The sequence below is a fragment of the Pseudomonas sp. KH_027 genome, from assembly GCF_057838565.1.
On the sequence record NZ_CM174470.1, the window covers coordinates 2,240,174 to 2,259,522 of the forward strand.

General features: G+C 60.1%; 23 protein-coding genes. 16 read left to right on the top strand and 7 right to left on the bottom strand.

What is annotated here, in order from left to right; genetic code table 11:
• The first annotated feature begins 10 nt into the window (after positions 1-10).
• On the top strand, positions 11-721 hold the full coding sequence (locus AC3IYG_RS10580; RefSeq protein WP_489313690.1) for an SDR family NAD(P)-dependent oxidoreductase: 711 nt from the start codon (positions 11-13) through the stop codon (positions 719-721).
• A gap of 316 nt (positions 722-1,037) precedes the next feature.
• Here AC3IYG_RS10580 and AC3IYG_RS10585 read toward each other — a convergent pair whose 3' ends face one another.
• Positions 1,038-1,358, bottom strand: coding sequence for a pyridoxal-phosphate dependent enzyme (locus tag AC3IYG_RS10585; RefSeq protein WP_489313691.1), 321 nt, complete (start codon positions 1,356-1,358; stop codon positions 1,038-1,040).
• A gap of 156 nt (positions 1,359-1,514) precedes the next feature.
• Here AC3IYG_RS10585 and AC3IYG_RS10590 point away from each other — a divergent pair, with 156 nt between their 5' ends.
• The gene (locus AC3IYG_RS10590; RefSeq protein WP_489313692.1) at positions 1,515-1,658 is read left to right on the top strand and encodes a hypothetical protein; all 144 of its coding nucleotides are present in this window, start codon (positions 1,515-1,517) and stop codon (positions 1,656-1,658) included.
• Between the two features lie 8 nt (positions 1,659-1,666).
• Here AC3IYG_RS10590 and AC3IYG_RS10595 read toward each other — a convergent pair whose 3' ends face one another.
• A complete protein-coding gene (locus AC3IYG_RS10595) occupies positions 1,667-1,873 on the bottom strand; it encodes a tautomerase family protein (protein WP_271407487.1) in 207 nt (68 codons plus the stop codon).
• 23 nt (positions 1,874-1,896) lie between these two features.
• Positions 1,897-2,931: a quinone oxidoreductase family protein gene (locus AC3IYG_RS10600; protein ID WP_489313693.1), complete on the bottom strand. Its 1,035-nt coding sequence runs from the start codon at positions 2,929-2,931 to the stop codon at positions 1,897-1,899.
• Positions 2,932-3,084: 153 nt separating this feature from the next.
• On the opposite strand from AC3IYG_RS10600, the gene AC3IYG_RS10605 reads away from it, so the two are divergent.
• Entirely contained in the window at positions 3,085-4,005 is a 921-nt protein-coding gene (locus AC3IYG_RS10605) for a LysR family transcriptional regulator (RefSeq protein WP_489313694.1), read from the top strand.
• A gap of 60 nt (positions 4,006-4,065) precedes the next feature.
• Here the strand turns inward: AC3IYG_RS10605 and AC3IYG_RS10610 are convergent, their stop codons facing one another.
• A complete protein-coding gene (locus tag AC3IYG_RS10610) occupies positions 4,066-4,482 on the bottom strand; it encodes an organic hydroperoxide resistance protein (RefSeq protein WP_489313695.1) in 417 nt (138 codons plus the stop codon).
• Between the two features lie 462 nt (positions 4,483-4,944).
• On the opposite strand from AC3IYG_RS10610, the gene AC3IYG_RS10615 reads away from it, so the two are divergent.
• The 7 genes from AC3IYG_RS10615 to AC3IYG_RS10645 all read left to right on the top strand — a co-directional run bounded on the left by AC3IYG_RS10615 (position 4,945) and on the right by AC3IYG_RS10645 (position 12,115).
• Positions 4,945-6,279 carry an acetamidase/formamidase family protein gene (locus tag AC3IYG_RS10615; protein ID WP_489313696.1) on the top strand — a complete coding sequence of 445 codons (1,335 nt, stop codon included), beginning with the start codon at positions 4,945-4,947 and terminating at the stop codon, positions 6,277-6,279.
• Positions 6,280-6,840: 561 nt separating this feature from the next.
• On the top strand, positions 6,841-7,308 hold the full coding sequence (locus AC3IYG_RS10620; RefSeq protein ID WP_489313697.1) for an HvfA family oxazolone/thioamide-modified RiPP metallophore: 468 nt from the start codon (positions 6,841-6,843) through the stop codon (positions 7,306-7,308).
• A gap of 72 nt (positions 7,309-7,380) precedes the next feature.
• Positions 7,381-8,229, top strand: a complete 849-nt coding sequence (locus AC3IYG_RS10625) for an HvfB family MNIO-type RiPP peptide maturase (RefSeq protein WP_489313698.1) — start codon at positions 7,381-7,383, stop codon at positions 8,227-8,229.
• Entirely contained in the window at positions 8,222-8,968 is a 747-nt protein-coding gene (locus AC3IYG_RS10630; RefSeq protein WP_489313699.1) for an HvfC family RiPP maturation protein, read from the top strand. The genes AC3IYG_RS10625 and AC3IYG_RS10630 overlap by 8 nt, the downstream gene beginning before the upstream one ends.
• 390 nt (positions 8,969-9,358) lie before the next feature.
• Positions 9,359-9,595 carry a hypothetical protein gene (locus tag AC3IYG_RS10635; RefSeq protein ID WP_489313700.1) on the top strand — a complete coding sequence of 79 codons (237 nt, stop codon included), beginning with the start codon at positions 9,359-9,361 and terminating at the stop codon, positions 9,593-9,595.
• Positions 9,596-9,755: 160 nt separating this feature from the next.
• A complete protein-coding gene (locus tag AC3IYG_RS10640; protein WP_489313701.1) occupies positions 9,756-10,214 on the top strand; it encodes a MaoC family dehydratase in 459 nt (152 codons plus the stop codon).
• A 569-nt stretch (positions 10,215-10,783) separates the two neighbouring features.
• Positions 10,784-12,115 (top strand): IS4 family transposase, encoded by a 1,332-nt coding sequence (locus tag AC3IYG_RS10645; protein WP_489309617.1) that lies wholly within the window; start codon positions 10,784-10,786, stop codon positions 12,113-12,115.
• Between the two features lie 140 nt (positions 12,116-12,255).
• Here the strand turns inward: AC3IYG_RS10645 and AC3IYG_RS10650 are convergent, their stop codons facing one another.
• Entirely contained in the window at positions 12,256-12,462 is a 207-nt protein-coding gene (locus tag AC3IYG_RS10650; RefSeq protein ID WP_489313702.1) for a co-regulatory protein PtrA N-terminal domain-containing protein, read from the bottom strand.
• 759 nt (positions 12,463-13,221) lie between these two features.
• On the opposite strand from AC3IYG_RS10650, the gene AC3IYG_RS10655 reads away from it, so the two are divergent.
• The 5 genes from AC3IYG_RS10655 to AC3IYG_RS10675 all read left to right on the top strand — a co-directional run bounded on the left by AC3IYG_RS10655 (position 13,222) and on the right by AC3IYG_RS10675 (position 16,104).
• A complete protein-coding gene (locus AC3IYG_RS10655; RefSeq protein ID WP_489313703.1) occupies positions 13,222-13,401 on the top strand; it encodes a hypothetical protein in 180 nt (59 codons plus the stop codon).
• 63 nt (positions 13,402-13,464) lie between these two features.
• Positions 13,465-13,980 carry an HvfX family Cu-binding RiPP maturation protein gene (locus tag AC3IYG_RS10660; RefSeq protein WP_489313704.1) on the top strand — a complete coding sequence of 172 codons (516 nt, stop codon included), beginning with the start codon at positions 13,465-13,467 and terminating at the stop codon, positions 13,978-13,980.
• A 154-nt stretch (positions 13,981-14,134) separates the two neighbouring features.
• A complete protein-coding gene (locus tag AC3IYG_RS10665; protein ID WP_489313705.1) occupies positions 14,135-14,554 on the top strand; it encodes an organic hydroperoxide resistance protein in 420 nt (139 codons plus the stop codon).
• 166 nt (positions 14,555-14,720) lie between these two features.
• Positions 14,721-15,440, top strand: coding sequence for a hypothetical protein (locus AC3IYG_RS10670; RefSeq protein ID WP_489313706.1), 720 nt, complete (start codon positions 14,721-14,723; stop codon positions 15,438-15,440).
• Between the two features lie 178 nt (positions 15,441-15,618).
• Positions 15,619-16,104 (top strand): hypothetical protein, encoded by a 486-nt coding sequence (locus AC3IYG_RS10675; RefSeq protein WP_489313707.1) that lies wholly within the window; start codon positions 15,619-15,621, stop codon positions 16,102-16,104.
• Between the two features lie 603 nt (positions 16,105-16,707).
• Here AC3IYG_RS10675 and AC3IYG_RS10680 read toward each other — a convergent pair.
• Both AC3IYG_RS10680 and AC3IYG_RS10685 read right to left on the bottom strand, forming a co-directional pair.
• On the bottom strand, positions 16,708-18,021 hold the full coding sequence (locus tag AC3IYG_RS10680) for an ATP-binding protein (RefSeq protein ID WP_489313708.1): 1,314 nt from the start codon (positions 18,019-18,021) through the stop codon (positions 16,708-16,710).
• The gene (locus tag AC3IYG_RS10685) at positions 18,018-18,770 is read right to left on the bottom strand and encodes a response regulator (protein WP_489313709.1); all 753 of its coding nucleotides are present in this window, start codon (positions 18,768-18,770) and stop codon (positions 18,018-18,020) included. Before AC3IYG_RS10685 ends, AC3IYG_RS10680 begins: the two co-directional genes overlap by 4 nt.
• 288 nt (positions 18,771-19,058) lie before the next feature.
• On the opposite strand from AC3IYG_RS10685, the gene AC3IYG_RS10690 reads away from it, so the two are divergent.
• Positions 19,059-19,316, top strand: a complete 258-nt coding sequence (locus AC3IYG_RS10690; protein ID WP_489313711.1) for a DUF2790 domain-containing protein — start codon at positions 19,059-19,061, stop codon at positions 19,314-19,316.
• Positions 19,317-19,349 lie beyond the last annotated feature (33 nt).

The window sequence follows — 19,349 nt, forward strand, 5'->3', positions numbered from 1 at the left end:
GAGGTTCATCATGAGCAATTCAAAAAAAGTCGTTGTTGTTACTGGCGCATCCCAAGGTATCGGCGCAGGTGTGGTCAAGGCCTTCCGTGATCTCGATTATCGGGTGGTTGCCACCGCGCGTTCGGTCCAGCCGTCCACTGACCCCGACATTCTCACCGTGGCGGGCGACATCGGCGACCCGACGACCGCCGAGCGCGTGATTCGTGAAGCGATCGCACGTTTTGGCCGTATCGACACCCTGGTCAACAACGCCGGGATCTTCGTCGCCAAACCGTTCACCACCTACACCCACGAAGACTACGCCGCTGTGCTATCAGTGAACTTGGGTGGCTTCTTCTACATTACCCAGCTCGCAATCGCTGAGATGGAAAAACAGGGCAGCGGCCACGTCGTCAACATCACCACCAGCCTGGTGGACCACGCCGTCGACGGCGTGCCGTCGGTCCTGGCGTCGCTGACCAAGGGTGGCCTCAACGCCGCGACCAAATCCCTGGCCATCGAGTACGCCAAGCGCGGCATTCGTGTGAACGCGGTCAGCCCCGGCATCATCAAAACCCCAATGCACGGCGTAGAAACCCATGAAGCGCTGGGGCAGTTGCACCCGGTCGGGCACATGGGCGAGATCAGCGACATTGCCCAGGCGATCATCTATCTGGACTCTGCCGGTTTTGTCACCGGTGAAATCCTGCACGTCGATGGTGGTCAGAGCGCGGGTCACTAAGACCTCTGCGTAGCGTCGCCGATAAACGTCGGCGGCGCTGCCATTTTTGACTGCGGCGGGGTGGTCGGCCTCATTCGCAGGATCTCGCCCGCGCACGCGGCGTAGCCCAGCGAGCCTTCCGGGCTGGAGCCGCCCAGGGGCATGATGAATGGCTTCCTGCCCTGTTGCTTGAGCTTGTCGACGAGTCCGGCGGCATCGGCATCGGGGGCGGCACCAAAAGGCAGCCGGTGGATCGAGGCGCCGAAGAGGGTGTCCAGCAGGGCATTGCCGTTGAGCCAATAGTCATCGTCGGTTCGGACGGCGGATGGGGTCAGGATCAGCTCGCAGGCCAGGCCAGGCCAGGCCAGGCCGTGGCAGCGGGCAATCGCGCGTGATTGGACTGCAGGCCGCCCCAGGTCACCAGGGTATTGGCGCCAACGGCCAGTGCCTCGCCGAGCAGGAATTCCAATTTGCGCAGCTTGTTGCCACCACCACCCAGGCTCGTCAGGTCGTCTCGCTTCACGTAGAGATTGCCGCCGTTCAGATCGGGCAACTGGCTCAGGCGGGACAGCTTCTGGATCGGCGTGGGGGCGTCCAGCAGCACTACCCGGGGATGGGGCGCGAGCGCAGCATCGAGACGACTCAGGCCATGTGGCACGGAAGTGCCCTCCAGGCCTGAAAGAGGTCATGGCAGTGTGCATAGCGTAGTCCTTCAGCGGTGGTCGAACTGTTGTGCCCCGGCGGCAAGCCCGGGTTGACCCAGTGCAGGGTGTGCTGCGCGGCGAAGATGCTCAACTGCTGAAGGGGCGCCAGCTTGTCACCCGACCGCGATGCCGCATTGGTGAAGCTCGCGGCAACCTTTGTGGTAAATGACCGCAACAGCGATGTTCATGCGTACCTGCAGATCGAGGACGTTGATTGGTTTCCCACCCGGCTGGTTGCCGGGCGGGAGTGTTGAAACGAATGTCAGCCAGGTTGGTTCTTTCGGTACTCGGTCGTGGTCATTCCGGCGTAGCCCCAGTTATCGGTGTCTACTTCCTCGATGACGATGTGCGTGAGGTCGGGGCGTTTGCCCAGCACTCGCTGCAGGGTGTCAGTGATCTCGGCGATAACCTGGGCCTTCTGCTCCCGCGTGACCCCGTCACGGGTGATACGAACGCTTACGAACGGCATCTTGAACCTCCTTGGAGGGTTGGTTAGTGAGACCAGGGCAGCAGCACGACACTGCCCTTGGCTCGGTTTGCCGACACCAGCTCATGAGCATGGGCGGCTTCACTGAGAGGAAGCACCGTGTCCACCACGGGCTTGATCTGCCCTGTGCGGACGCGGGGCATCCAAGCTCTCAGATCCTCGATATCAGCCATCAGTGCCCCCCTGATCTGCTTCTGTTCATTCAGGAATCGGCGTACGTCGAAACTGACCTGCGCGCCTGCCATGTAGCCAGTCGTGACGACGATCCCCTGCGGGCGGACGGCATCGATCGTGCGGGCGAGCTCAGTGCCACCGAGGCAATCGATGGCCACTTCCACACCGCGTCCATGGGTCCATTGCCGGATGGCGTCGACGAAGTCTTCCTCGACGGTGTTAATCACCCGGTCTGCCCCGACCCGCGCCGCGACTTCGGCAGCGGCGACGCTGCGAACGGTGGTGGCGACGCGCGCGCCGAGTACCTTGGCGACCTGGATGCTCATGGAGCCAATGCCGGAAGCACCCACATGGACCAGCACCCGATCGCCGGCCTTCACTTCACCCACGGTTTGCACTGCGCGGATCGCCGTGAGCAGCGTAGCCGGCAGCGCTGCCGCCTGCTCGGGAGGCAGCCCCGAGGTATCCGCAACCACCCAGTTTTCCGGAGCGACGATGTACTGGGCGTAGGTTCCCGAGCAGTGCAGACCGTGCAAGGTGTAGCTGGGTGCCGTAGCAGCGGGGCGGATGCCCCACTCGGCAGGGCTGCTGGGATAGCCGGGCATCGCGATCACCCGGTCCCCGATTGCATAGTTCGCGGCGCCGACGCCGAGTTCCGCGATCTCGCCAACGGCGTCCATCCCAAGGATGTGCGGAAGCGGGACGCTGGTGGCGACGTCACCCTGGCGGATGTCGTGGTCGAGACGATTCACCCGCGTGGCCAAGACCTTGATCAGCACCTGCCCGGGCCCCGGTCGCGGGGTGGGCAGGTCCACGAATTCGATCACTTCGGGGCCACCAAAACGAGTGACGACTGCTGCTTTCATGGGCGCGGCTCCAAAAGGACTGGATCATCGCTACACCTGGCCGGCTAGACCGAAGGGTGCCGGGATCGACTGCATGGTGTTAACTATATTTGTGCTCTCGGAGCCGATATATGTAGTCTCGGATACTTCAGTTGATACTCGGTGTAATGAGTCGTGAAACGCCATTTTGATGACATCCAACTGGGCAGCATCGAGCTCTTCTGTCTGGCCGCGGAGAAGGGCAGCTTCACGGCCGCGGCACTTTCGGCCGGGGTTACCCCGGCGGCGGTAAGCCGGTCGATTTCGCGACTGGAGGAGCGCCTGGGCACGCGATTGTTCGTGAGGACGACCCGCAGCATTCGCCTAACGGAAAGCGGTCGAGCCTACTTCGAGCAGTGCCGGCAGGCACTGACCCAACTGATCGAGGCTGAGCGTGAAGTGATGGGCAAGCAGCTCGAGCCCACCGGCGAGCTGCGTATCAGCATCCCCACAACCTATGGCCACTATCGCATCCTCCCACTCTTGTCTCGCTTCAGGGCGCGCCATCCGGGCGTGAAGATCGATATCCATCTGAGCAACAGGAACATCGACTTCGTGGGGGAGGGCTACGACCTGGCGATCCGGGTGCGCGCCCAGCCCGACTCGACGCTGATCGCCCGGCATCTCGAAGAGGCACGGCTGGTCGTGGTGGCTACTCCGGATTACCTAGCCAGGGTTGGCACCCCCATGTCCCTGGAGGACCTTGGCGACCACGACTGCATCCAGTTCGAACTGCCCAGCAGCGGGCGTCGTATCTCCTGGCTCTTCACTGAAAACGGCAAGGAGCGGGAGATTCTGGCCGAAGGCAACTACTGCTGCTCGGACGATGTGCTCGGCGGTGTGACCCTGGCCAAGCACGGCGCCGGCCTGTTCCAGACCTACCGCTTTATCGTCGAGCGAGAACTGGAGGGGGGTTCCCTGGTGGAGGTCCTCCAGGCGTTCGGCGGACGTTCTCGCCCTATCACCCTGTTGTATCCCCACGGTCGCCATGTTCCGCTACGCCTGCGTGCGTTCATCGACTTCCTGATGGAGTGCAAGCAGGAGTGGAAGGTCTGAGCGGGCGGGTAGGGCGCGAGGCGCCCCCGACGTTTGGCCGGGGGGCGCGGATGGCCTGGCTCAGACCAGCTTCACTTCGGCGTAGATATTGCCTCGCGTGGCCTTGGAGTACGGGCAAGCCTGATGCGCGGCCTCCACCACGGCCTGCGCCGTTTCGCGATCCATCCCGGGCAGGCTGACATTGAGGCGTGCCTGGATGAAGTAGTCGTTGCTGGTTGTGCCGAGGTCCACTTCGGCATCGACTGCAACGTCTTTCGGCACGGTAACCTTCATTCTGCTGGCCACGACACCAATCGCCCCGATGAAACAGGCCGACCAGCCTGCGGCGAAGAGCTGCTCCGGATTGGTCCCGTTGCCAGGGCCGCCGGGGGATGAATGCTTGATGTCCAGGCGCCCGTCAGAGCTGACGGATGCGCCGTCGCGACCGCCCGTAGTGTGGACCTTGGCGGTGTACAGCACTTTTTCGATCTTGGTCATGATGAGCCCCTCAGGAAGAATGCAGGAAACTGCCTTTCAATCGCGTTCGAGCACGTCGGACGAGTTCAAGATTAGGCGACCATCGATCACTTCAGACAGTTTCCGGCCGGGCGGTCGAAGTGATCCTCCCCCGGGGCGCCAGGGCATCCTGGCGCCTGACGGGATTTTCACGGCAAGCATTGATCTGCGTGGATCCGTCTGTATCCGCCTGTGTATGTGCGCCTCCCTGCTACATCGGCTTACGAATCCAGCGCTGTGAAACACATTCCGGATACATGTCTGCGATGAACTCCTTGTGCCGCCTGGCGCCGCCAGCCGCTGCCGCTTGATTGCCGGGGCGTCGGGCTGACGTTGTTACCAATCATGGCCAAGGGGCAGGTGTCTTCACGGTCTCCGCTGCGACGGACGCTTTGTTCCTTGAGCTGCATCACTCCGCACGCAATGCGGGTACAGGGGTAAGAAATGACCAGAATCCAGCCTGATATGAAATCCGAGCGTCCAGCAGTGGACCGGCTCAGGGTCCAGACCTACACCAACGGCATAATTGGCCCCAGCCTGCCAATGCTGGGACCACTGTCCGATGGTGGCACCCTGATCACCGGTACGCCGCCGGGCTGCTGGGGGCCGATGATCACTCCTTCATTCCAGGGCGGGCACGAGGTAACCCAACCGGTTGCGATAGAAGGTGCCGACGTCGGCGATGCCGTCGCGCTGAAGATCCAGCGCATGCGCGTCACCTCGCTGGCCACCTCTTCAGGGGTGATGAAATTTGTCGAAGGTCGCTACCACGGTGACCCGTTCGTATCCAAGTTCTGTTCGGCCTGCGGCACCGAACATCCGGCCAGCCATGTCGAAGGGATTGGCGAGGAGGCGATACGCTGCAATCACTGTGGTGCGGAGGTGAGCGCCTTCCAGTTCAGCCATGGCTACGTGATCGTGTTGGACCAGGAAAACCAGGTCAGCCTGACTGTCAACCAGGACGTGGCCAACCGCCTGGCGGGGAACGCTCCAGAAATGGCCGCATTGCCGGAGCTGGCGGCGCAGCATTCGATTCTCTCACTGGCGCGCGCTGATATTCCCGGCCTGGCCGCTCACATGCGGCCGTTCCTCGGCAACATCGGCACCACGCCAGCGCGCGACATTCCGGACTCGCACAACTGCGCCGATTTCGGCCAGTACCTGGTCGGAGCCCCGCATCGATACGGCCTGACCCATGACGAGTTGCATGCGGCCAAGACCGATGGCCACATGGACACGAACTCGGTGCGCGCGGGGGCCATTCTGATCTGTCCGGTCAAGGTTCCCGGGGCAGGGGTGTACATGGGCGACATGCACGCGCAGCAGGGCAATGGCGAGATCGCCGGGCACGCCACGGATGTCTCGGGCGAAACGGAATTGACGGTGGAGGTCATCAAGAATCTCACGCTCGAAGGCCCGATCCTGCTGCAGAACATCGACGACCTGCCACCCATGGCGCGGCCAATGAGTGCCGAACAGCGCCGGAAAGTACGTGAACTGGGCGCGCGTTGGGGGCAACACGAAGTCGAGCGCAATGGCCCGATCACCTTCATCGGTAGTGGCGTGAACCTCAACGCCGCCACCGAGAACGGCTTGCAGCGCGCCGCGGCGGTAACCGGGTTGCCCTACGATGAGGTGCTCAACCGCGCCACGATCACCGGCTCCATTGAAATCAGCCGTTTACCCGGCACCGTCCGCGTCACCTTCCTATGCCCGATGGACATCCTCGATCGCATGGGGATTGGGCATCTGGTTCGTGAGAAGTACCCGCTCGAATAACGGCGGGACTCGCAAGGCCCGGTGCGAACTAGAACCGGGCCACTCTCCACCCGAAGCTCGGTTTTGAGTCCATCTCTACCGAGCTTTGCTTTTTCTGGGCGCGGCCACGTGACCATGGCGCAGATGGTCGCGGGATTCGGCAGCCCGGATGCAATCAGCGGTTCAGCCTGACACCCCCTCATGGATTTCATCCGGGCTACCGATGTGCAGAGTGAGGTACGTTGCGCGCTTCGTGGGTAATGGCACCCTGCGGCTTTCTCGCCTCGGCGCAGTTCCCTGCGCACGCCAGCTCCGGGCTTTTTGTATCGCTGTGTATCCGGACGTGGCGTCCGGGGATTGGCATACAAATGCTCCTTCCACCTGATACATCGTGGATACATGGCTGCGGCTAAATGGCCTTGCCCGAATGAGGTTTGCCCTGTCGAGGTGGAGGATGCTTGTGCGCATGTCGCTCCGGGATTCCCGGTTTCTTCCGCTTCGCCTTGTGCCTCCTCCAGGGTTTATCCGCCCTTGTGGCAAGACTCGCACGGCCTCGCCGTGCACAACATCCGGAGAAGCACCATGTCCCGTATCTCGATCTCGAACAAAACCAGCCTCGGCCTGGCCGCTATCGCCCTGGCCGGTGGCATGAGCCTGGCGTCATCCGCCGCCTTTGCCGTGGAGGCACTGCCCCAGGGTTACCAACTGGCTTCCGCAGCCAAGGCCGGGGAGGGCAAGTGTGGTGAAGGCAAATGCGGCGGCAGCGAAGCCGGCAGCAAGGCCACCCAGGCCGAAGGCAAGTGCGGTGAAGGCAAGTGTGGCGACGCCTCTTTCGCTCGCACCGACACCGACGACGATGGCCGCGTTTCGCTCAAGGAACTCCTGGTCGTGGCCCCGAACGGTAGTGAAGAATTCAAAGCAATGGACACCAACAAAGACATTTACCTCTCCGAGGCCGAGGTCTACAAGTACAGGAGCAACCAGTACACGTCCAACGGCAAGAAAGTGCCCACGGAGCTGTTCACTCGCCTGAGCCAGGCCAAAGACTGAGTCGACGCAGTCACCTTCCGTCCTCCCGGTGCCATTGGCCGGGGAGGGCGTTCTGCTATCCGGAGGTTTCCCATGACGCCTGTATCTTCCGTACGCGGCGCGGGCCTCGGCCTTCGCCGCGCGCTGGTGCCTGAGCTGCTGGCGATGGACGTCGGTGCCGTGGACTTTCTCGAATGCGCACCAGACAACTGGATCAATGTCGGTGGCGCCTATGGTAATCACTTGGCGACGCTCGCCGAGCGCTTTCCCCTGACCTGCCACGGCCTGTCGCTTTCCCTCGGCGGTCCGGCACCGCTGGACCGCAACCTGCTACGCAGCACCCGTCTCTTCCTCGAGCGCCATCGCGTGGCGCTGTACAGCGAGCACCTGAGCTACAGCTCCGACGATGGCCAGCTTTACGACCTGCTGCCGCTGCCCTTTACCGAGGAAGCGGTACGCCATGTCGCCCAGCGCATTCGCCAGGCACAGGACGCCCTGGGTCGGCGCATCGCGGTGGAGAACATCTCCTACTACGCCGCGCCGTACCAGGCCCTTAGCGAGATCGACTTCCTCCGTGCGGTACTGGAGGAGGCCGATTGCGACCTGCTGCTGGACGTCAACAATCTCTTCGTCAATGCCATCAACCACGGCTACGACACTGCGAGCTACCTCGCGGCGATTCCGGCGCAGAGGGTAGTCAGCCTGCACGTGGCCGGCCATTACGACGAAGCCCCGGACCTGAAGATCGACACCCATGGCGCAGCGGTGAAAGGCGGGGTCTGGGACCTGCTGGAACAGGCCTACCAGCGTTTCGGTGCGCTGCCGACCCTGCTGGAACGTGACTTCAACTTCCCGCCCGTGGGCGAACTGCTGGCTGAAGTCGAGCGGATTCGCGCGTTGCAGCATGCCGCAGAGCCATTGCCAGAGGTACGCCATGTCTGAATCCCTGAACGACCAGTTGATGTGCCTGGCCAGCCATGTACGCGACCCGCAGCGCCACGCGCCGCCGCCCGGTATCGAGGCGCGGCGCCTGGCGGTGTACCGGCAGCTGTTCTTCGGCAATGTCGAGTCCCTGCTGGCGGGTGGCTTCCCGGTGATCCGCGCCAGCCTCGGAACGAAACAGTGGCAGGCGCTGGTCCATGCCTTCTACGCCGACTATCGCTGCCACACGCCGCTGTTCACCGAGTTGGCCGGGGAGTTCGTCGCGTACCTCGAAGAAGGCGCGGGCGATGCCCTGGAGGTGCCGCCCTGGCTGGCGGAGCTGGCCCATTACGAATGGGTGGAAGGCGCGCTGTTGCTGAGCGACAGGCGCGAGCCGGCGCATGACCCGGATGGTGATCTGCTCGATGGCGTGCCTCTGCTGTCGCAGCTTGCCTGGCCGTTGGCCTACCACTGGCCGGTCAGCGAAATCGGCCCTGACTACCTGCCGCGAGAGGCACCGCCAGAGCCGACCTTGCTGTTGGCGCGGCGCGGCGCGGACCTGCAGGTGCATTTCTCGCGCCTGGCGCCCCTGGCCCACGCGTTGCTCGCTTCGCTGCAGGAGCGGCGCTGTACCGGCCGCCAGCACCTGGAAGCACTGGCCGAGGCGATCGGCGTCGATGGCGCGGTCATCCTACCGCAGGGCTTGGCTTTGCTGGAAAACCTGCGCGCGCAGGGCGTGGTGCTCAGCTCCCGCGCCTAGCGCGCAACCTAACGCCGGTTCCCGCCGGCACGATCCCGTACTCCCCAAGGAGACTCTGTGATGACAGATTCCCTGGATAGCACCATTTACACCTGGGGCTGGCGGCCGAGGACAAGGCTCGGCTGGTGGAAGCGGCGCACCAGATATGCCTGTACTCCAAGGCTACTCGCGGCAACATCGAGGTAACTTACGACATTCGCTGAGTGGCTTTTTGTGCAGGTCAGGCTCTGTTGCGCAACAGCAGGGCACCCAGGCTGAAACGCCCGGCTCCCTTGAGCAGCAAGGGCAGTGCAGCCACCAGGTAGATCAGCGCGCAGCACTAAGCGGAACATTCGCCTGAGCTATTGCCCGGGTGTACTTCAACGGTTACGCGCGCTGGTCCTATTGACCATGCCCTTTCTATTCACCTTGGCGGGTGTCGTGACCGAAGAGATCGAGCCCTGTTCCGAAGGGGCACAGCGTTGGCGGCGCTTGCGGGTGCGCTTTCCCGAGCGCATCGCTACGCACTGCGAAGTGCAGGATTTCTATTTCGGTGAGGACTTCCTGCTGCGCCGACATGACTACTACAGTGTGGACGTGAGCGGGGGCTGCCTGTCGCCCAGTACGTTCACGACTACGTCGACGTAAAGGGGCTGCATGCCCAGCACGCGGCGCGCCTATAGACGAGGGGAGACGGGCATGCCGTCAGGGACGAGTTGCTAGTGGCAATCGACCTCAGCGAAATCGGCTATTCATAGACTATTACCAAAACGTACGACAACGTTAGTGCCCCTAAGAGGACCGCATCATGACCTCATCTTCCCAGGACAAACTGTACCTCGATGATCTGAGCCTTGGTCAGGTATTCGAAAGCGACAGCGTTCGAGTCGAGCAGGAGGCAATGTTGGCTTTTGCTCGGGAATTTGATCCACAGCCGTTCCACCTCAGCCCGGAACACGCCGAAAGGAGCGTATTGGGCGCTCTGGCGGCCAGTGGTTGGCACACAGCGGCGCTGACAATGAAGCAGCTCGTGGCCAGCGTGCCCCTGGCTAGCGGGATCATTGGCCTCGATATCCAGTTGAGCTGGCCTAATCCGACCTACTCGGACGACCTATTGCATGTCAGAAGTACCGTTCAGGCCATCGAGCCTTCCAGCTCCAAGCAGGATCGGGGCGTAGTGACCATGCTCATGGAAACGCGTAAGCAGGATGGCAAGGTGGTACAGCGCGCAACCGGAAAACTGTTGGTATTCAGAAGACCAGCCTGATTGATGCGCCATAACCCTCGACATGACACGTGGCATCGCCAGCGGCTTAGTCGCCCACGCTACTTTAGGGATTACAGCGATCAGTGCGAACGGCGCGAGAAGCATGACGACGAGGGTCTTTTAAGGGGGCGGAGTGATTTAAGATTAATCTCTCCGAGCCCCTTTAGTTCCGACCCCCTTTAGTTCGAAACAACGGAAATTGGAGTTTGACCCATTGATCGAATGGGATTAGCCCTGCTGGAGCTTGAAGAAAAATTTGAACTAAAGCATGAACGGGCATACCCGCGGCAAAATCGTACTTAATCCCAGCCAATAGGAATCAGGTAATAAGCGATTGGGCGCAAGGAAGCGATCGCTTGGTTTCAGCTCCCGATCGGAAGGAATGATTCGTTGAAGAGGTGGAGACGCTTTGAAGATGGGAAGCTGAGCTTATGACTGACTGAGTAAGCCAGTGCCTTGCAGAAATAAAAAAGCCCACCCAAGGGTGTAATGCTGTTCACTTAAGCATTTGAACGCCAGCCGGGCTTCCCCGAGAATCCGATGCCAGTCTTCCTGGTATCGGATTTTTTATGTCTTTCCAACAGCATCTGCTCGATCTGGGCGAGCTATTCAACTTCTCCGACCTGAGCACCTTCACCCAGAACATCCCAATCGAGTGGGTGGCGTCCGCGCTTGATCTTTCCTCTCAGGCCACCATCCGCCGTCGTCGGCTACCTGCCGATCAGGTGCTCTGGCTGGTGCTAGGCATGGCGCTCTTCCGCGATGAGCCTGTCCATGAGGTGGCCAGGCGTCTAAACATTTGTGCCCAGGGACTGGCTTCGGATTGCTTGCTGGCCAAAAGTGGTGTCACTGAGGCTCGCAAGCGGCTTGGCGCCGAGCCGGTCGAGTGGCTGTTCCGCAAAACTGGCAGCCAATGGGGAGGCGAACGCTATAGCGATGACACCTGGCGGGGGCTGCAGGTTTTTGCCGTGGACGGGGCACTCATGCGCACGCCCGATACGCCTGAACTACGGGACCATTTCGGGTCTGGCAATACCTCCACCGAGCGCCAGACGCCCTTCCCCATGATGCGTCTTGTAGCCTTGATGAATGTGCGCTCCCATTTGATTCTGAATGCCCAGCTGAGCCCCTATCGGCGCAGTGAAATGCGCCTGGCCGATGAGTTTTTGCAACAGATCCCCAACCATTCGGTCACGTTGTTCGATAAAGGCTTCTGGAGTGCTGATTTGCTGCTGAAAGTGGCCACGGCCGGTGACAACCGACACTGGTTGATCCCCGCTCGTCAGGGCCTGATCAGCGAGGAGGTGATCCGTTACGGCAAGCAGGATCGCCTGCTGCGTATGAAGGTTTCACCGCAGGCGAGAAAGCGTAACCCAGACCTACCAACCTACTGGGACGTGCGTGAAGTCAGCTATGCAGTGCAGGGCAAAGTGAAAACCGTCCTGACCTCGCTACCGGCCGACGCCTACAGCGCCGAAGCCGTTGCAGAGCTGTACCAGGAGCGCTGGGAAATTGAACTGGGCTTCAGGGATATCAAAAGCTCCATGCAGCAGAATGCCGCAACCCTGCGCAGCAAGAAGATTGACCTGATCTACCAGGAAGTTTGGGGATTGCTGCTGGCCTACAACATCATTCGTCGGGAGGCGAGTCAGGCGGCGGTAGCGTTTGGACGCACCCCGTCCGATATACGCTTCAAGCCGGCTTGCCAGTACATCGCCGTGCAGCTGATCGTGATGGCCGCTGCCAATCCACTGTCGGCAACAGGTAGACGCTTGTCGGCTTTGCGGGCGGGCATCGGAGGGTTGTTTCTGGATCACCGTCCAAGGCCATCACGACCAAGGACGGTGAAAATTTCCAAGACCCGTTACCCAGTTAACCGCAATGCTGCTCCGCTTAAGTGAACAGCATTACACCCAAGGGTGAGCTTTTATTTCCCGTGTCTCCAGCTGGAGGCGTTTGCCCGCGAAGCCCAGAGCAAGAAGAGTCAATATGCCTCTGCAACTTTCCGGCGTCTCTGCAAGGTTGGACGGTACACAGTGGATCAGCCGTTGGCGTGATCGGTCGCCTTGGTCTTGCTTTGAGTTACTTTGGCTTCAGCCTTCTGCTTCTGTGCAACCTGGTAGGACTCCATCGAGACTTTCCGGGCTTGCTCCATACGCGCGAATGTCCGGTCACCGCCACCTGAGGCCATAGCCAGGGAGGAGGTTGTCAGAGCGGCGATTATAAAGAGCGCTTTCATAGATTTCATTTGGTTATCCTCAAGAGAGATTTGGCTACCCCACTGACTCCACGTTCCAGGTGGTTTTGAGGGGTTGAGTCGTTGAGTTGGGGCTAAGACCGGTGGTACCGATCGACGAGCAAATTTCATCAAACGGGTGTATCCAGTGTGTGTCCGCTGGAGTGCCTAAAGTGGGGCTGATGTGTCGCGATGGCCGTTGTACACAATGCGATACGTACCACCAAAGCGTGAGTGATGAGAGCCTGGTTTGACGCTGCGCCCTATTTGGGTAGCGCTGAATCGCCAATTCTTCGAAGCTGAGCCGGGAAAATGAGGTCGGACTTATTTACTGTTATCGGATCGTCCACTTCGGGTCGTAATTTGCTGCGGCCAAAGCGGGCCTGCGCATGGTTGCGCAGAGCATGGCACGCGAATTCGGTCCGATGGGCGGCATGTGGCTCATGTAATCATCGAGGGTGGAATTTCGGGACAACGTCACGTGTGAGGTCTGCCAGCCACTGCCGCAAGCAAGGTGCCGTTTCCTACCATGAGGCATTCAGCGCGCAGGACTGACAAGCAGTTCCAGCTAATGCCTACTTCCAGGTAATGGTCTGTATCGCAATGTGTACAGACGGCAGCGAGATACACAACGTTGAACCCAGTCCGCAACGGGACATATTCGAGATACACCCGCAAGGTGGAATGCGGTCACGGCCAGCGCAGTTGGTCGTGGTCCTGAATGCCTCACGACAGAGGATCATTTTCCGCCGTAGCTAGGAGTATCACCCCATGTTCAAACTTTCGGGTTCCCCCACGCCTGCCCTCAGCCTGGCGCTGGTGGTTGGTCTGGGCCTGGCCGCCAGTTCTTCCGCATTCAGCGCAACCGATTTGTCCCAGGGTTACACGCTGGCCTCAGCCGAGCAGACCAAGCCGACTGAAGGCAAGTGTGGCGCCGCTATCGAGCCTTGATTCCGTTCATTTTAGGCACCTGGATGTCGCCACTTTCCTGGCAGTGAATCGGAGGATCAAGCCATGCAAACAAACATCTCATCAGCCTGGAAGGGGCTGCACCTTAACCTCGATCGTGCTGGAAGCTGGATCGCCCCTCTAAGCCTGCGCATTTTTCTGGCGTGGGAGTTTCTCGAGTCAGGACTGGAGAAATGGAACGGTGAAAACTGGTTCCAGGACATCCAGGCCGCCTTTCCTTTTCCCTTTAACCATGTTCCGGCCACGCTGAACTGGCAACTCTCCATGTGGGCAGAATTGCTCTGCGCCATTGCGCTGCTTGTGGGCTTGGGAACACGCCTCTCGGCACTCATCCTGATAGTGGTAACCGTGGTGGCAACCGCCGCTGTTCACTGGCCAGCCGATTGGTCGACATTGAGCGAGTTAGCCCAAGGTTATTCCATCAGCAACAAAGGCTTCGGCAATTTCAAACTGCCTGTGATCTATCTCGCAGCGCTCCTGCCGCTGTTGCTCAGCGGAGCCGGCAAGCTGAGTCTGGATGCGTTCATCGAACGACTCTGCTGGCGTCGGCAAACACGCTGAAAATCATCTGCGAAGGAAGCCTGTCAAGCGAGAAGGCACTCCATCTGAATCTGCCTGAGATTGCGTAAACGACATCGTTTTAAACAATTCCGGCGATGCAACTCTGTCGTATGCGGTTTAAAGCCAGCTTTACATTTCTAACCAGGAATTCATCATGAGCAAAATCGAAAAAGTACTGTACACCGGCAAGGTCCACACCTCCTCGGGTGGACGCGACGGCACATCCCGCAGCTCTGATGGCCGTTTAGACATTAAACTTTCGTCCCCAGGCAGCGCGGGTAGCGGCACCAATCCGGAACAGTTGTTGGCTGCTGGTTGGTCGGCCTGTTTCATCGGTGCGATTGGGCTTGCTGCCGGCAAAATGAAGGTCACACTCCCGGCTGATCTGGCCGTTGATGCCGAAGTGGACTTGGGCGCAACTGGCGGCGCTTACTTCCTCCAAGCTCGCCTCAACGTCAGCATCCCGGGTTTGGCGCGCGAAGTAGCCCAGGCTCTGGTGGATGCCGCGCACCAGACCTGCCCGTATTCCAAGGCCACACGAGATAACATCGACGTCGTGATCAATCTGGTCTGAACCGAACTTGTCACGGATCTAGCCTGCTAGTGTTCATCGAGCAGGCTACCTCTCGGCAATGGACGACTCCCAGTGCCACCGACGCTTCCTAGCCTCACTCTGTTTGCCCATGGCGACCTCGGCCGTCGCAATCCAGGTCGTCGGCTCACAACAGGAGGAAAAGCAAATGAATGAATTATTGAAGCAAGTCTTGCATGTCCACGGCGGGCTTGATCGCTGGAACAAACTTACACGCGTCACGGCCACCATCATTGGAGGAGGTGGGTTGTGGCCCTTGAAAGGACTGGAAGCAACTACGACTCCGCGCGAGATGACTGCGACGACTCATGAACAGACAGCGTCTGCGAGCCCTTTCGGCCGCCCGGAATGGCGCAGCGTGTTCGAACCTGGGCGTGTTGCTATCGAGACAACCGAGGGTGCCGTTGTGAGCGAACGGCTTAATCCAAGGAAATCCTTTCTCGGCCACGCCATCGATACACCCTGGGATCCACTTCATCTTGCCTATTTCAATGGCTATGCGATGTGGACCTATCTCAACACACCGTTCTTGCTGGCGTCGGACGGCTTCGAGGTCATCGAGGTAGAGCCTTGGCAGGAAGCCAATGAACAGTGGCGGGTACTGCGAGTGCGATTCCCTCGGGAGGTCGCAAGCCACTGCATCGAGCAAGACTTTTACTTCGGAGAAGACTTCCTGTTGCGTCGACATGACTATCAAGTTGATGTCGCAGGCGGGTTTCGGGCTGCCCAGTACGTCAGCGACTTCACCCAAGTGAACGGTATTTCGTTTCCAACGAAGCGCCGCGCCTATCTGCGCGGCAATGACCTCAAGCCAATTCGAGACTTGCTGTTGGTCTCAATCGATCTCAGCAACTTCCGGCTCGAGTGACTCTGATCGTTGCCACTCGCTGGAAAATAATGACCGAGCAGCGGCAATGATCTGCCGCTGCTGAGTCCCTCTTGATCGCTAAAAGTCTGGCCTTGCACTTCCTAGAGCCTTCCCCGGGAGCTGGCCTGTCAGTTGCCTGACTAAGTTTTTAAATGATCACTTGTATAGGAGGAGGGCGGTGAGGACTTTCAATGTGACTCAGCCGAGTAACGTTTTTGGCGCCCAATCAATGATTTCGCGAAAAGCGGAAAACCCGAATAGCGCTGGTTTGGAAGCATTCGCAAAACTCAAACCTGTTTCAAACGATCCGAACGCGTCATCCGACAGTATCTCTATTCGATCTGGCCGAATTGAAGCCTCCGAATCGGAGATCAAGTCGAAGAGTGCGAGCGATAAATTCAAAGAATATATGGAGATGTCTGACCAAGAAAAAATGCAGTACGCGATCTTGGCGCAAATGGGGATATCCAAAGAAGAATACGACGCGATGTCTCCAGAGCAGCAGGCGGAACTCGGCGAAAAAATCGCCGATAGAATGAAGGAAATTGCCGCTGCTCAGCAGCAAGGTAGTGGCAACGGAGGCACGTCATCCAGACTTCAGGCAGCTATTGAAAGCGCTCGTGCTAACGATAGAAAGGAAGCCATTCTGGATATTAATGCGTAGTCATCGTGCCTCGCTCGGTGTCCTGCCTCGCGTCCACCTACGCAGCACCGCCACTCAGCCTCCTGACGGGGATTCGGGGTGTCGCCTGTACGTGCTTTAAACAAGTTGAAGCCAACGCTGCCTAGTAGATGAAACGCACCAAGTCAGGCGGGGACAAGCGCCCCTTCAGGAGGCCGAGTGGCATCGTTGTGGAGGGGGGAGCGGCAGGGACGCCGCGAGAGCTGCGCTGGGCCAGGGACGGCGTGCCCCCGGAGCGACGATGGCGCGAGGGAACCCGCTACAGGCGGGCCGGATGCCGGGGCTAGACCTTTTGGTTTCTTTGGGGGCAATGCCAAAAGAGACTCGCCCAGCAGGGCGAAACCGGACTGTCAGCCCACGCAATAACAGCCCCGGCCACAGAATAACGGCCGACGAACAGCAGCCCCAGCTATCCCGTATTAACCGTCATTACGGTATTCCGTGAAGAACCTTTCTTGTGGGCTGATTTATCTTGGCCGTGGTCGCTTTTGCGCGACCTTTGCCTCAAAGGTGCTCGACGGGGCCGTTGTGCAATCGCAAACCTGTGCAGCAAACCCCAGGCGAAATGCACAGTGATGCAAACCGTCAGCTTTGCGTTGGTCCCAGTCTGATCTGCGCTGACAAGCCGCCACCCTCACGATTGCTGAGGGTCAGGCTGCCACCGATGGCCAGCGCCAGTTGCTGGGCGATGGCCAGGCCGAGCCCGGTGCCACCGGTGTCGCGGTTGCGCGAGTTTTCCAAGCGGTAGAAGGGTTGCAATACTGCCGTCAGTTCCTCGTCGGGAATACCCGGGCCGCGATCCAGTACGCAAATTGAAATCTGTTGACCGGCTTCGGCCTGGACCTGGATCTCGGCCGCCCCGGCGAACTTCAAGGCATTGTCGATCAGGTTGGTCAGGATGCGGCGCAAGGCGTGGGGGCGGGTAGTGATAGGGATGCCGAGCCTGCCCTCGAGCGTCACCTGTTGACCGGAGTCCTGATAGTCGCAGGCCAGGCTGTCGAGAAACGCATCAGGGTCGATGCGACAGTTTTTTTCCACGCCACCATGCACGCTGCGCGCGTAGGCCACGCCTTCGCGGACCAGACGTTCCATCTCGCTGAGGTCCTGCCAGATTTTGTCCTTTTCCGGCGAGTCTTCCATGAACTCTGAGCGCAGCTTCATGCGGGTGATGGGGGTTTGCAGGTCGTGAGAGATCGCGCCGAGGATTTGCAGGCGTTCTTCCAGGTAAGCGCCAATCCGCTCTTGCATGGCGTTGAAGGCCACCGCCGCATGGGCGACTTCAGTGGGGCCGCCTTCGTCGAGTCGTGGGCCCTTGGTGTTGGGATCGAGGGTGTCGGCGGCCTGGGCCAGTTGCGCCAGCGGACGGATTGCGGTTCTCACCGCGAGCCAGGTGCAGCCCAGCAAAAGTACCAACTGGGCCAGCAGCACCAGCGGCAACCAGCGTGCCAGCGGCCACATTGCGGGAAAGATATCGATGGTGACCGGACTGCCGTCTTTCAGCTTCAGGTGAGCCTGCAAGTGCCGCTGTTCGCCAGCAAGCACCTCGACCGTCACCGGGTAGTGTTTGCCCACAGAGTCTTGGATTGACTGCAGCAACTCATTGTATTGATCGGCGGGGACCGGGGTGCCGGGTTCCCCAGGGCCGAGAAGATAGCTGTAGTTCCTGCGCTCGAGTCGCGGCAACCAGTCGGCCCGCTCGGCGGCGGGGAGCCGATCGAGAATGGCGATGGAAGTGGTCAAGTCGGTTTCCAGGTTGCCGAGCATCATCGACTGGGAGCTCTGGTAGCGCTCGTAGAACAGCGCCGCGAACGACAGCCCATGGGCCGTCACCAGCCCGATCAGGAAAATCAGTGAAAGCCGGGAGGCGAGGGTGCGTGGCCAGAGGCGCAGGCTGTTCACTGGCGCGCCTCGCAAATTTCGACGGGCATGGAGAACACATACCCTTCGTTGCGCACAGTCTTGATATAGGCCGGCTCGTTCGCATCATCCGCCAGGTGCTGACGCAGGCGCTGGCGCAAACGGCTGACCAGCAGATCGATGGAGCGATCGAACAGGTCGGCGTCGCGGCCCTGGGTCAGGTTCAGCAACTGATCCCGGCTCAGCACGCGCTGCGGATGGTCGAGGAACACCCGCAGCAATCGGTATTCGGCGCCGCTGAGGGCGACCATGGTGCCGCTGCGATCGACCAGATGGCGGGTGGTGGTATCCAGCTGCCAGTCGCCAAAGCTCAGCAGACGTCCAGCTTCGGTGACCTGAAAGTTGGGCGGCAGCATGCGGGTACGGCGCAGCACGGCCTTGATCCGGGCGAACAGCTCGCGGGCGGCGAAGGGTTTGACCAGGTAATCGTCCGCGCCCATTTCCAGGCCGATGATCCGGTCCGTCTCGTCGTTGCGCGCGGTCAGCATCAATACCGGTATGGCCCTGTGCTTGCCGGCCCTGAGTTCGCGGCACAGCACCAGACCATCATCGCCGGGCATCATGATGTCCAACACGATCAGGTCCACCGGAGTGGTCTCAAGGAATGCGCGCATCTGGCGCCCGTCGGCGGCCACCGTAGCCCGCAGACCATTCTTCTTCAGATAGTTGGCCACCAGCTCGCGGATTTCACGATCGTCATCAACGACCAGTATGTGATCTATATGGTCCATGGACGGTCACCTCTGGGCCTCAGTGGATTGCATTCTATCCAAACGCGTGCCGAGCGCTGGCCGGCTTTGTATTCCAGTGTATCTGGAGTCCCGCAGATACATTTGCTGGCAAATCCCTATCGTTTCCTGGCCGATTCCGGTCGATTTGTATCGAACTGTATTTCCCCGCCGCTTGGATACACACCGACTAACTGACCCGGTCAAACCGACACATTCGAGATACGTGCGAAGTCCTTAATTGCCACACCGAGTCGCCAAACCAGGCCACTCAGCAATCGAGGATCGCTCATGAGCACGAAACTCATCACCGCCGCCGGGCTTTTTGCCGCGCTGAACCTCTGCACGCTGTCGGCCCGCGCCGAGGTCGAGGCCGCCACACAAGACGTGCCACGCCATCTGGACATCAAGCAGATCGTGGCTTTCGAAGAGCCCGCGGCTCAATTCTGCGAAGTCGTCGAAGCACGCATGACCTACCTGGACTCCCAGGACAAAACCCAGGTTTTGAAGTACCTGAAAGTCTCGAACTCCTGCAGCGAAGGCAGTTGAGTTCTTCTGTAGCACATCCCGTTTTCAATCATC